The sequence below is a fragment of the Fimbriimonadaceae bacterium genome, from assembly GCA_019638795.1.
Lineage (GTDB): Bacteria > Armatimonadota > Fimbriimonadia > Fimbriimonadales > Fimbriimonadaceae > JAHBTB01.
The window spans coordinates 52,392-65,214 of sequence record JAHBTB010000013.1 but is presented as its reverse complement, the minus strand read 5'-3'; the positions used below and the strand labels follow the sequence as shown (position 1 = coordinate 65,214).

At 59.1% G+C, this 12,823-nt stretch carries 10 protein-coding genes and 2 rRNA genes; 3 read left to right on the top strand and 9 right to left on the bottom strand.

From position 1 onward, the window contains the following. On the bottom strand, window positions 1-619 hold a 619-nt coding region (locus KF857_12490; protein ID MBX3112809.1), incomplete at its 3' end, for a hypothetical protein. Between the two features lie 42 nt (window positions 620-661). Next, the gene (locus tag KF857_12485) at window positions 662-1,336 is read right to left on the bottom strand and encodes an ankyrin repeat domain-containing protein (GenBank protein MBX3112808.1); all 675 of its coding nucleotides are present in this window, start codon (window positions 1,334-1,336) and stop codon (window positions 662-664) included. Between the two features lie 306 nt (window positions 1,337-1,642). Here KF857_12485 and rplJ point away from each other — a divergent pair, with 306 nt between their 5' ends. From rplJ to KF857_12470, 3 genes are all read left to right on the top strand, one after another. Then, window positions 1,643-2,329 (top strand): 50S ribosomal protein L10, encoded by a 687-nt coding sequence (rplJ, locus tag KF857_12480; protein ID MBX3112807.1) that lies wholly within the window; start codon window positions 1,643-1,645, stop codon window positions 2,327-2,329. A gap of 6 nt (window positions 2,330-2,335) precedes the next feature. Then, window positions 2,336-2,734: a 50S ribosomal protein L7/L12 gene (gene rplL, locus KF857_12475; protein ID MBX3112806.1), complete on the top strand. Its 399-nt coding sequence runs from the start codon at window positions 2,336-2,338 to the stop codon at window positions 2,732-2,734. Between the two features lie 184 nt (window positions 2,735-2,918). Then, a complete protein-coding gene (locus KF857_12470) occupies window positions 2,919-4,079 on the top strand; it encodes a transglutaminase domain-containing protein (protein ID MBX3112805.1) in 1,161 nt (386 codons plus the stop codon). 52 nt (window positions 4,080-4,131) lie between these two features. On the opposite strand, the gene KF857_12465 is transcribed toward KF857_12470, so the two are convergent. From KF857_12465 to KF857_12435, 7 genes are all read right to left on the bottom strand, one after another. Further along, window positions 4,132-5,913, bottom strand: a complete 1,782-nt coding sequence (locus KF857_12465) for a beta-galactosidase (protein MBX3112804.1) — start codon at window positions 5,911-5,913, stop codon at window positions 4,132-4,134. 79 nt (window positions 5,914-5,992) lie between these two features. Further along, on the bottom strand, window positions 5,993-6,394 hold the full coding sequence (locus KF857_12460) for a hypothetical protein (GenBank protein MBX3112803.1): 402 nt from the start codon (window positions 6,392-6,394) through the stop codon (window positions 5,993-5,995). Continuing rightward, window positions 6,391-6,966 carry a hypothetical protein gene (locus KF857_12455; GenBank protein ID MBX3112802.1) on the bottom strand — a complete coding sequence of 192 codons (576 nt, stop codon included), beginning with the start codon at window positions 6,964-6,966 and terminating at the stop codon, window positions 6,391-6,393. The genes KF857_12460 and KF857_12455 overlap by 4 nt, the downstream gene beginning before the upstream one ends. Before the next feature lie 188 nt (window positions 6,967-7,154). Continuing rightward, complete coding sequence (locus KF857_12450; protein MBX3112801.1) at window positions 7,155-8,807, bottom strand: B12-binding domain-containing protein; 1,653 nt, start codon at window positions 8,805-8,807, stop codon at window positions 7,155-7,157. Window positions 8,808-8,904: 97 nt separating this feature from the next. Then, window positions 8,905-9,021, bottom strand: a 5S ribosomal RNA gene (gene rrf, locus KF857_12445). Between the two features lie 109 nt (window positions 9,022-9,130). After that, window positions 9,131-12,024, bottom strand: a 23S ribosomal RNA gene (locus KF857_12440). A gap of 321 nt (window positions 12,025-12,345) precedes the next feature. After that, window positions 12,346-12,816: a DinB family protein gene (locus tag KF857_12435; GenBank protein MBX3112800.1), complete on the bottom strand. Its 471-nt coding sequence runs from the start codon at window positions 12,814-12,816 to the stop codon at window positions 12,346-12,348. Window positions 12,817-12,823: the final 7 nt, after the last annotated feature.

Sequence of the window (12,823 nt, the reverse complement as noted above, 5' to 3'; positions counted from 1 at the left end):
CGCAACTCTCACTGGCGACGATGAACCCGTCCTGGAGCCGCCCCACGACAAGGGGGCGGACGCCGTGGGGGTCGCGGAAGCCGAGCACCATGTCGGGTGTCAGCACCGTGACCGCATAGGCCCCTCGGATGCGCTTCATCACCGCGCTGACGGCGTTCACGACGCCGAGGTGCAGGTTCCGCACGATGAGTTGGGCGATGACCTCGCTGTCGGCGGTGGTCTGCAGGTCGACGCCTTCGGCGATCAGTTCCGCCCGCAGCTCCTTGGTGTTGACAAGGTTGCCGTTGTGGGCCACGGCGATCTCTCCGACCGTGCTGACGCAATGGATGGGCTGGGCGTTGGCCAGCACGCTGGCACCAGTGGTCGAATAGCGCGTGTGACCGACGGCCATCTCACCCGGCAGGTCGCCAAGGTCGGTGAAGACCACGCCCACGAGCCCCATGCCCTTGCGCATCGTCACCTTGCCGTCATTGCTGACGGCGATGCCGGCGGACTCCTGGCCTCGGTGTTGCAGGGCCTGGAGACTAAAAAAGGCCGCTTTGGCGGCCTGGTTCCCTGGCGTCCACACCCCGACGACGCCGCATTCTTCCTTCAGCCTGTCGTCATGCCACAAGTCCACACTGGAATTATGGCGCGACCGCGACCGACCGCACGTCAGTGGTCACATCCCGCCGAAATTGGCCTCAATGTAGTGGGCCACGTGATGATGGCCCTTGGCCCGGGCCAGAGAGAGCGGCGTGTCGCCGCCGTCGGTCCGGGCACGGACGTCGGCACCCCGGCTGACCAAGTCCTCCAACATCACTTGGTCGCCGTTCTGAGCGGCGCCGTGAACGGGACGGAACCCCCCTTCGGTGGCCAAGTTGGGATCGGCCCCGTACTCAAGGAGAAGCCGGACGACGTCGCGGCTCCGGCCATACACGGCCGAATCCAACGGCCTGACGCCCCCTTGGGCCTGCGAAGCCCCGTTTGGGTCGGCCCCTTCCTCCAGCAGAAAGGTCACGAGCCGCGTGTGCCGGAACGCAGAGGCCAGGCAAAGCGGCGTGAACCCGTCGTTACTGTGGTCTTCCAAGAGGGCGTGGTTCGCGGCAAGCATCTGCTTGACCCGGTCAAGGTCGCCGACCGTGCATGCCGTGGCGAAGTCCGGGTCCGGGTGGAGGCGGTAAAGCGCCCATGCAAAGTCTTCCTGGCCGACATAGACGGCAAACTGGGGGGCCGAGCAACCATGGAAGTCCTCCACGGCGGTCTGGGCGATGCCCGGGTCGGTCTCGACCATCTCCTTGAAGCGTCGCTCACTTCCCGACCGCACGACGTCCATAAACTCAGCTACTGTCGCCATCTCTGCTGTGCTTCTCCCCTCAGGACACTTAGACTTCCCTATTATCGGCCCCGTTCCGTAGTGCCTGACATGGGTCCTCGGGCAGACTCGCCATCAAGATGCCATAATCCCCGTTGGACTCTCCGCAGACAGTCGGTGGTTCCCTTCACGAGGGGTTCCTTAAGCGCCTGACCAGCAGCCGACCGAGGTTCGAGGCTAGAAAACGATTTCAACCCCCAGGCCACCATGGCCGGGCCGGCACAGATCGGGCTCTTGCGCTCACAACTGCAAGGGCCCGATTGCTTTGTCGAACGACAAGGAAAACCAATGCCGACCGCACAGAAAGCCCGAGTGATCGAGGAGACCGGCGAACGCTTCCAGCGTTCGAAGGGTGTCCTATTCACCGAATACCGTGGGCTCAAGGTGAAGGAGCTTCAGCTCCTTCGCAAGCAACTGGGCGAGAAAGGCGGCGAGCTGCAGGTTGTGAAGAACACCCTGTTCGGCCTTGCCGCCGGTGAAGGCGCAAGCCCCCTGACCGAGACCTTGAAGTCCGGCCCGACCGCCGTCGTGTTCCTCTACGAGAACGAAAGCGACTGCGCGAAGGTCGTCATGGACTTTGCCAAGACGCACAAGAGCTTGGTCGTCAAGGGCGGGCTGATCAACGGGAAGGTGTTTGACGGAAGTGGCGTCGAGGAGCTGAGCAAGCTTCCGCCGCGCGACGTCCTCATCTCCCAGATCATCGGCCTCGTCGCCGCACCGATCGCCGACCTCGTCGGAGTCATCGAAGCCCTGTACGCCGACCCGATCCGCGTGATCGGTGCCGTGGCGGACAAGGTCGCCGAAGGCTCACCGCTGCCCGAGGCCGATGCGCCTACGGCAGCCGCCGAGGAGCCGGCAGCCGCTGAGGCGGCCGCCGAGCCCACCACCGAACCAGCCGCCGAGGCCGCCGCCGAAGCCCCGACCGCGGAGACCGAAGCCGCACCCGAGGCTGAGGCCTCGGAAACCCAGGAGTAAGACCCCATGGCAAGCACTGTTGAATCTCTCGTCGACCAGATCTCTGGTATGACCGCCCTCGAGCTCAGCGAGCTCAAGAAGGCCCTCGAAGACAAGTTCGGCGTCACCGCCGCCGCCCCGATGGCCGGTTTCAACCCGGCGATGTTCGCTGGCATGGGCGGTGGAGCCGCTCCCGCCGAAGCGGCCGAAGAGAAGACCGAATTCGACGTCGTCCTGAGCGACGCGGGCGGTCAGAAGCTCCAGGTCATCAAGGTCGTGCGCGAGCTGACCGGCCTGGGCCTCAAGGAAGCCAAGGACCTCGTCGACGGCGCCCCTCAGAAGCTGAAGGAAGGCGTCAACAAGGAGACCGCCGACTCGATCAAGAAGCAGATCGAAGAAGCCGGCGGCAAAGTCGAGATCAAGTAAGCCCCTCCCAAAAGGGGGACAACGAGAACAAGCGGCCCGGGGCAGTTGTGCCCCGGGCCGCTTCTTTTCTGCTCGTTTGGTGGACCTTCAGTTGCCAATGGAGTACATTTCTCCTGTGACACCGTTGCTAGCTGTGGTCTTCCTAGGTCAACAGGCTCCCACTGCGAGCGACTACATCAAATTGATGGAGGCCGCTCGTGACAAGAAGGACTACGCGCGCATGGAGCGGGTGTGCCGCGAAGGTGTGCAGCGCGGCTTTCATGACGAATATCTGGTCAGATCACTCGGTTGGGCGCTATGCCGACAACACAAGACAGCCGAGGGCCTCCAGATCGCCCGACTCAATGTCGAGTGGAACCCGGGCGTCTTCAGTTACGCAAACTTAGTCGAGGCCGCACTCGATGACGGCCAAGTCACCTTGGCCAAGCAGACCGCCCGGTTCCTCGTTGCGAACAAAAACCACTGGGGCCCCGGTGCCAATTTTGCCCAGGACATGGTGAACCGGGCCAGTGACAAAGTCTTCCGGCTCACCTGGAAGGTACCTACCACGAACCTACGTGCCGGCGAACAGTTCTGGTTGCCGAAGCCAATGGAGACTCGAAACCAATCCTTGGTCTCTTGGAAGGTCATAGGAGTCTATGACCAAGTTGAGAAGTCGGACAAGTATGGCAATCGGTTTGTCGTCGCCCGTGCTCAAGGAAACGAGCCCATCATCGTGACGACAGAAGTCCGCCTGTCACCCTTTAGCGTCAAATCACTCTTGGGACGTCAGGGCACGGCATCGTCCACCTCAACGGAGCCGTTCCTTGCCGCAAGCCCAAGCCGGCTCAAGGCGTCGACGATCGACCCCAAGGCCGCGGAAGTTGTGGCCGTCACCAAATCCATGGGAAACCCAAGGGGGATATCGGCGGTCATCGGCATGATGAACTGGATCAATCAGAACTTCACGTTCTGTCCTCCCGGGTCACCGCCAGGCGCGGACGACCCTCGCGAAGTCATCAAGCGCAGAGGTGGCCACTGCGAGGCCATCACGTCGGTCGAGGTCAGTCTGTTACGGGCGAGCCAAGTTCCCGCCCGGATGATCAGAGGTCAAAGTGCGGTACGAACGGATACGAAGCGCTCCACACAGCACACGATCCTCCAGTACTACCTCTCGGGAATTGGATGGGTCGATTGGGACTACTTCATCCAGCCCTGGCAGTCGCGCGACGACTTCGTCCGGCTCTGGGTCTATAACTCTGTCCTTGAAGAAGGAGACGTGGACCATCTCGCCGACTTCTTCGGCCGGGCGTTTCAAGAGTTAAAGGGATACCGGCACGAATTAGTCAAGACAACTCTAGACTAGTCGCACCGAACAAAAGCGGTCCTGGCGCGACAATGCCGCGCCAGACTGTGCCTTATCCTTGGAGCTTTTCGAAGCCCGCCACGGGGGCGGCCTGGTTCCCCAGCATGTCGAACACCACGACCTCGTTCTGCCCTGCCTTCAGCCACGTCGCCGGGCAATAGAGCCGCTTTTGGGGCCCGATCTCCCAGAACCGGCCCAGGTTATGGCCGTTGACCCACACGAAGCCCTTGCGGTAGCCGCTGACATCCAGATAGGTGTCGGCCGGCGTGGCGAGGTCAAACCACCCGCGATAGAAGTGGCCGGGCCGTTTGTCAAGCGACGGCTTGAGCTTGCCGACCCACGCACCGTCCAGCGGCATCGCGAACTGCTCCCAGGTCATCAGGGTCATGCCGTTCAGCGTCACCCGGTCGGTGATGCCCTTCCGGTCGATCAAGTACTGGGCGAAGTTGATTCGTCCCATCCCCTCCACCAAGATGTCAAGGACCGGTGTCGCCGAAGTCGCCTTGGGCAGCTCGATGGAGTTCTGTCCCTCGCGCCGGTCGATGGTGCCGACATACTGGCCGTCGACAAAGACGGTCGCGAAGTCGTGGAGGTTGGTGACGGTCAGCCGGCCCGACTTGTGGCCGACCAGCTTCGTGCGGTACAGCATCAGTCCGCCCCGCAGGCCCGCCGCCTCGAAGGTCGTCGGCTGCGGGTGCCGGCTCGGCGTCGGCAAATTGTCCCAGACGCTGGAGTACGGCTTCATCTCGATGGGGGCCACCGTCGTGGTCGGAACCGCCGCCGGCACCGGGGGAAGCGACTCGCCGGCGGGAAGGTGCTTTCCGATCAGCTCGCGCAGAGCCATATACTTGGGTGTGGCCACTCCCTGCTCGTTGAGCGGCGCGTCGTAGTCGTAGCTCGTGACGTCGGGCTCATAGCCCTTCCCACCGCTGTTGGCCCCGGCCCAATACTCGAAGTTTGTCCCGCCGTGGAACATATAGAGGCTGAACGAATGCTTGTTGTCGAGGAGGAACGACACCTCCTTGACCACGTTGTCGGTCGGGTTCCCCGCCCACTTTTCCCCCCAATGCGTCAACCAGCCTGGGTACGTCTCACCGCTGAAAACGGGGACGCCCGGACGCACCTTGCGGGCCAGTTCGGCGTCCTGGTTGGATCCCAGCGAGTCAAGGCCCACCGCGCAACCGGGCAGAGAGCCCGCCTCAAGCATGTAGGGTGTCGGGCCGTCGGACGTGTAGAAGGGGACGTCGACACCGCTCTTGACCCACGTGTCGTGAAGCCACTGCATGTACTGCCGGTCGTTGCCGTAGCTCCCGTACTCGTTCTCGACCTGCACCATTAGGATCGGCCCGCCGTTCGTGACGAGAAGCGGCCTGACCTCTTTGGCGAGCCGGGCGATGTACCGGCCCGCCGCCCGTGTGTACCGAGGGTCCATGCATCGCACCTTGATGTCGGGGGTCTTCAGGAGCCACCAAGGCAACCCGCCGAAGTCCCACTCGGCGCAGACGTACGGCCCGGGCCGGAGAATGACCCACATCCCCTCCTCTTGGCACAGCTTGATGAACTGGGCGACGTTGTGGTTTCCCGTTGAAAAATCAAACTTGCCCTCTTCCTTTTCCAGGTAGTTCCAGAAGATGTAGGCGCTGACCGTGTTGAGGCCCATCGCCTTCGCCATCTTGATGCGGTGCCGCCAATATTCGGCCGGTATCCGCGCGGGATGCATCTCACCGGCCCGGATTTTGAACGGCTTCTCGTCAAGCAAAAAATCTTGCTTCCCTAGGGTGAAGGTGTGTTTGGCGAGAGACATGGCGGCAAGGCAGGTGGCGGCTACGAACATGGGCTTGAATGGCTCATTCTAGCCGAGGTCCGCCTGCGAAGGCTGCGTAGCGGGCTAGAAGTCGTGGTTCAGGCGCCCCTCATGCTGGCCTAGCCAAAAACTTGCCCACCATTGCCGTCAAGCACAGGCCAATGCCGGCAGACAAGAGCGCAAACATGGCTTCAAAACTAATGCTGACTAGACTTGCCCTGAGCACCACGATATCGGACAAATTAAAGGCTAGCGCGATCGCCACACTCCACAACACCAGCGCGAACACTAACCGTGCCCACTTTGTATCAGCCCACTTTATGACTCGGACAAACACAAGGCCTTCAACGACACCTATGGCCAACGGCAAGACAACGAGTGGTGACAAGAACATGTTCAGGCCGACATGGGTCAATGCAAATCGGATTGCCTCGGTAAGCACTTGGGCACATGGAAACAGACCCCAGATGGCCAGCCCGCGAACCTTTACGTCTTGAACTGCAAGTATCATTTTTCAGCCAAGTAGGATTCAGGATGATCGACAAAGGGCGCTAGCGAACTGTACTCAGTGGTATGGTTGCCAATCCAAGTAAGCGGTGGCTCGTGCTTGATCCAGACCGCCCCGGACTCTGAGAGCCTCAAGAACTTTCCATCGAAGGGCTCGAAGGTTTTGGGGTGATACCTGCCGCTTGCGAGGCTTGCCAACCAGCCGAATGATTGATCACTCCGAATCTGTTCAATTGTCCCGATCAGGTGGGCGTCCCCGACGCTGACGTAAGTGAGCCGGTACGGTTCGCGGCGGTGAGGCTCGCCCACATGCTCGAGCCAAACGTTACCTATGCCCATGTCCGTGAAGTCTAGAGGCGAAATCACGCAGGTCTTCGTGACATAACCGCTTCGAACTAGTTGATAGAGTTTGAATACGGGGACGTCGTCGGTGTCACTTTCGTAAAGTCTCCGACCCACGTCGACCTGGTGCAAGTTACTCGAATCGACCGTCATATACGCTGACCTCCGAGCCTCTCGATAAGCCGGCAACAGGAGACCGACCAAAACGAGCGCGATACCCACAGCCACCAGCAATTCGACTAGTGTGAATCCGCCGCTGCAGGCGACTTGTCGCCATTCTAGAGGTGAGCATGTTTCAGGTCGATCAGCAAGGCCGATTGTTTTTTGTCCCACCCTGGTCATGCACTCCTGCTAGGAGTACGGCAATACACGTCGTTTGTCTGAGTTGACGCTAATCTCCCGGGCCCAAAGTCCCCGATACGTTATCGAATATTGAAGTACTTGGCCTCGGGATGATGCACGATGATCGCGCTGGTGCTCTGCTCGGGGACGAGCATGAACTCCTCGCTGAGCTCGATGCCGATGTCCTCGGGTCGCAAAAGGTCGAAGAGGATACGTTGGTCTTCCAGGTTCGGACACGCCGGATAGCCGAACGAGTACCGCGCCCCGTGGTACTTGGCGCTGAAAAGCAACTTCATGTCGTCAGGTTCCTCGTCTGCGATGCCCAGCTCCGACCGGACTTGACGGTGCCAGTACTCGGCGAGGGCCTCGGCAGTCTCGACGCCCATGCCATGGACAAAGAGATAGTCTTGGTAGTCCCCTTTTTCGAAGAGGCTCCGCTCATACCGGGTGACCTCGTCACCGATCGTCACGATATGGAAGGCGACGACATCGGCCCGGTCTCTCTGGAAGAAGTCGGCGAGACAGAGCCGGCGGTCCACTGACTGCCGTGGGAACCGGAACCGCGCCCTTTCTGTGGACCTGTCATCTTGCAAAATCACAAGGTCGTTGCCCTCGGACCGGCACCAGAAATACCCCCACTTCACCCTTGGCTTGATGATTGTCGCGAGCTCTCTTTGAAGCCGTTCGAAGATTGGACGGACGTTCTCTTCAAGCCACTCGGTGAACTCCGGGTTCGACATCCCCTCCTGCTTCTTGTATTGCCATTGGCCCCGGAACAGCGAGATCGGGTTGATGTACTTGTAGATTTCGAAGACATCAAACTTTGTCTCCTTCTTGGCTCCATAGAACGGCAAGTCTGGCGTCGGGACGTCAGTCGCAACGTCGCTCTGTGTGCCGTCGAAGACGTAGAGGTCGGGGGTGCGGTCGGGCAGACGGTGACTTGCCGTCCGTTGAGGCGTTTTAGCTTCCGCGGGAACACCCTCACCACTACCGATCTGCTCCATGAGCCGAAGGCCCTCAAAGGCGTCTTGGGCGTAGAAGACGCTTCCGTCGTAGATTGACCGCAGGTCTTCTTCAACGTAGGCACGGGTGAGGGCCGCGCCACCCAGAATCACTGGATAGTGAGACAGGCCACGCCGGTTGATTTCCTCCAAGTTGTCCCTCATCACCAAGGTGCTCTTGACGAGCAGACCGCTCATGCCGATCACTTGGCAGTTGTTCGCGGCGGCCTGGTCGAGGATCGTGTTGATCGGCTGCTTGATGCCGATGTTCACCACCCGGTAGCCGTTGTTGGTCAGGATGATATCGACCAGGTTCTTCCCGATGTCGTGGACGTCGCCCGCGACCGTGGCAAGCAGCATGCTTCCCTTTTCAGACCCTTCGACTTTGTCCATGAGGGGCTCAAGTTGCCGCACCGCGGCTTTCATGACTTCGGCGCTCTGCAGGACGAACGGCAGCTGCATCTTGCCCGCGCCGAACAGTTCACCGACGGTCTTCATCCCGTCCAAGAGAATGTCGTTGATGATCGCGAGCGGCGAATACGTCTCCAGGGCCACTTGGATCCGGCTGTCAAGGTTCTTCTTGATCCCGTCGACGATATGCTTCTTGAGGCAGTCCTCGATACTCAGTCCGGCAAAGGGATCGACGGACGTGTCGACACCTTTGACGTTCTCAAACTTTGCCATGAAAGCGACCAAGGGGTCGTAGGAGACTTGGCGGTCGTCGCTTTCCATGGCGTCCTTGATTATGGAGGAGGTCGTCCGTGCCACTTGGGACGACTCCCCAAATGAAAAACCCCGACGCGGTGGTCGGGGTCTTCAAACTTATCTATCCGCGCAACGTGCATATCTCCCGGGAAGTCACCCACCAAGTACATCCGCCGCTGAGAGTCTTTACTTCCGTGTTCGGGATGGGAACGGGTGTTTTCCTCTCGCTATGGTCACGCGAATAGAATTTTCATTGTGCTTGCCTTGCGAGCAAAAGCACTTAGAAAGCTGCATAGCTTCATGGTCAGTGGAATGAGCGTAAAAAACACCGATTGAATAACTTCAGGTTTATATTTAAACCCTCGGGCAATTAGTATCGCTCAGCTGAACGTGTTACCACGCTTACACATGCGACCTATCACCAGGTGGTCTTCCTGGGCCCTTACTCTTTCGATGGGAAATCTCGTCTTGGGGCGTGCTTGGCGCTTAGATGCTTTCAGCGCTTATCACTACCAGACTTGGCTACCCAGCGTATGCCCCTGGCGGGACAACTGGTACACCATAGGTCTGTTCACTCCGGTCCTCTCGTACTAGGAGCGACCCCCCTCAAATTTCCTACGCGCGCAGTGGATAGGGACCGAACTGGCTCACGCCGTTCTGAACCCAGCTCGCGTGCCGCTTTAATCCGTGAACTCCGGAACCCTTGGGACCCTGTACAGCCCCAGGATGCGACGAGCCGACATCGAGGTGCCAAACCATGCCGTCGCTGTGAGCGCTCGGGCAAGATCAGCCTGTTATCCCCGGGGTAGCTTTTATCCGTTGAACCCTGACGTGCCCACGCACAATCAGAGGGTCACTTAGACCGTCTTTCAACCCTGCTCGACTTGTTTGTCTCACAGTCAATCGCACTATATACCTATACGCTCGACGCCTGATTTCCGACCAGGCTGAGTGCGACTTTGTACGCCTCCGTTACATTTTAGGAGGCGACCGCCCCAGTCAAACTACCCGCCACGGAGTGTCCCCAACCCGGATAACGGGTCAGGTTAGTCGTCCAGATGCAGAAGGGTGGTGTTCCATTGGTGCCGAAGCTCCCACCTACGCTCTACATCTACACCCAAACGACAATCCGAAGGTGTAGTAAAGCTCCACGGGGTCTTTCCGTCCTACTGCGCGTAACCTGCGTCTTCACAGGTACCACAATTTCACCGGGCTTCTCGTTGAGACAGTGCCGTAGTCGTTACGCCTTTCATGCGGGTCGGTATTTAGCCGACAAGGAATTTCGCTACCTTAGGACCGTTAGAGTTACGGCCGCCATTCACCAGGACTTCGATTCAATGCTTTGGGTTACCCCTAACATCTCCTGTTAATCTACTGGCATTGGGCAGGCGTCAGCCCCTATACATCGGTTTTCACCTTAGCAGAGACCTGTGTTTTTGGTAAACAGTCGCCACGGCTGCTTAGCTGCGGCCCCTTGCGGGGCGCCCCTTATTCCAAAGTTACGGGGCCCGTTTGCCTAGTTCCTTAACGAGAGTTCTCCCGAACGCCTTAGTCTCCTCGACTCACCTACCTGTGTCGGTTTGCAGTACGGTCGGCATAAGCTGAAGCTCCAGAGTTTTTCTCGGCCTCTCTCAAACCCAACCTCATCGCCCCGAAGGGCTCCGAGCAGAACAACCAACAGTCTGTCTGGGTCATCAAGAAACGTCATCTTTCGCACTTATACCGGGGCAGGAATATCAACCTGCTGTCCATCGGCTACGCCTTCTGGCCTGGCCTTAGGACCGCCTAACCTCCGTCTGACGAACATAGCCGGAGAAACCTTAGGTTTTTGGCGCTGAAGATTCTCACTTCAGTAATCGCTACTCATGTCTGCATTCTCACTCGTGAACGCTCCACCTGTGCTTTCGCTCAAGCTTCACTGCGGACACGACGCTCCCCTACCGATCCAAATAAATGGATCCCGAAGCTTCGGCGGGTGGTTTGAGCCCCCATACATTTTCCGCGCAAAGTCACATTCGGCCAGTAAGCTATTACGCACTTTTTAAAGGATGGCTGCTTCCAAGCCAACCTCCTGGCTGTTTATGCGACTTCACATCGTTTCACACTTAACCACCGCTTAGGGGCCTTAGCTGTCGATCTGGGTTGTTTCCCTTTTGACCACGGACCTTATCGCTCGCAGTCTGACTGCCAGCCTAATCACACGGCATTCGGAGTTTGGTTGGGTTCAGTAAGCGGGTAAGCCCCCTAGCCCATTCAGTGCTCTACCTCCGTGTGACAACGGCTGACGCTGTACCTCAATACATTTCGGGGAGAACCAGCTATCTCCGCGTTCGATTGGCATTTCACCGGACTTACCACAGCTCATCCCGAGACTTTTCAACGTCAATGAGTTCGGTCCTCCATGAAGTGTTACCTTCACTTCAACCTGGCCATGGCAAGATCACGCGGTTTCGGGTCTACTAATACCGACTTGACGCCCTGTTCGGACTCGGTTTCCCTCCGGCTGCGTGGCTGAACCACTTAACCTTGCCGGTACTAGTAACTCGCAGACTCATTCTGCAAAAGGCACACCGTCGCACTTGGCGGGATTGCTCCCGTCATGGTGCTTCGATCGTTTGTAGACAATGCGGTTTCAGGTTCTATTTCACTCCCCTCCCGGGGTTCTTTTCACCTTTCCCTCACGGTACTGGATGCACTATCGGTGACAAGTCGTACTTAGCCTTACCCGGTGGTCCGGGCAGGTTCACGCGGAATTCCTCGTGCTCCGCGCTACTCAGGTACCTCCTGAATCTGGAAGGTCTTTATAATACGGGGCTATCACCCTCTATGGCGGAGCTTTCCAACTCTCTTCTTCTAAACCTTACCTAGTCTTCTTTTCAACCGACCTCTCACTCCATGGCCGCTGTCTCCAACGCCAAGAGTGAGGGGGAAGGTTGTGGAGGCCCTACAACCCCAGCCGGCATGCCGACTGGTTTGGGCTGGTCCGTGTTCGCTCGCCGCTACTTACGGAGTCTCTTCGATTTCTTTTCCACAGGCTAATAAGATGTTTCAGTTCACCTGGTGCCCTTCTCACGCCCTATGTGTTCAGGTGTGGATGACGAGACATGACTCTCGCCGGGTTTCCCCATTCGGATATCCGCGGATCATCGCTATCGTGCAGCTCCCCGCGGCGTTTCGCCGCTTGCGCGTCCTTCTTCGGCAACTTGTCCCTAGGCATTCACCGCATGCCTTCAGTAGCTTAAATTCTGAAGTTCTCAATCAGTGTTTTTTACGCGCAGTCCACTGACCACTATGCAGCTTTCAAAATGCTCTCGGCCCGCAGGCCTCCGCCTCCTTTGTTGGTGGCGGACTGGGATGATACCAGGGCCCCATAGGGGTGTCAAGGCGTCCCAGGAGATTCTCGGAAAAGTGGGCCCTCCGGCACAGACCCGTCGAGAGGAATCGGGCCCTTTCAGGTTCAAAAGCGGGGGAAACCAGCCGGTCGGCAAGGTCCCGCGAGTCCTGATCCCAGTCCCGGCGGGGGCCCGGGGTCGAGACACAGACGACCTGGGCCCACTCCCTAGGGTCAATGCATCTCACGGTCACCCAGAAGGGTCTGGATGTAGTTGACCTGGCCATGGTGATAGACCATGTTCCAGTAGTGGATCGCCAAGACGTCGGCCATCGAGACGTGCATCCCGCCCCCGAACGGCAGGGTGATCTCGTCTTCCAGTCGCTCGTCAGGAAAGCTGGAGATGATCTCACAAAGGTCGTTCGTGCTCTCCATCGCCACCTTGACGGCCTCCTCGACGCTGCCGATCGAGGCAGACTCCGCCCGGAACCGGGCGTGCTCGTCCATGGCGGGCGCGATCCCGTCCCGCAACAGCATCATATGGAACCGCGGGACCACCGCGACCTCCCTCAACTGGTCGAGGGCGCTCCGGGCGTGCTCCGCAGGCCGCCAGTCCTGCTTGTCTTCGGGGACCGCCTGGACACTGCGCACCAGGTCGGCCAAGGCACGCTGCGTCATCCTCACGATCTGCTCTTGGAGCCTCATGGCTTAT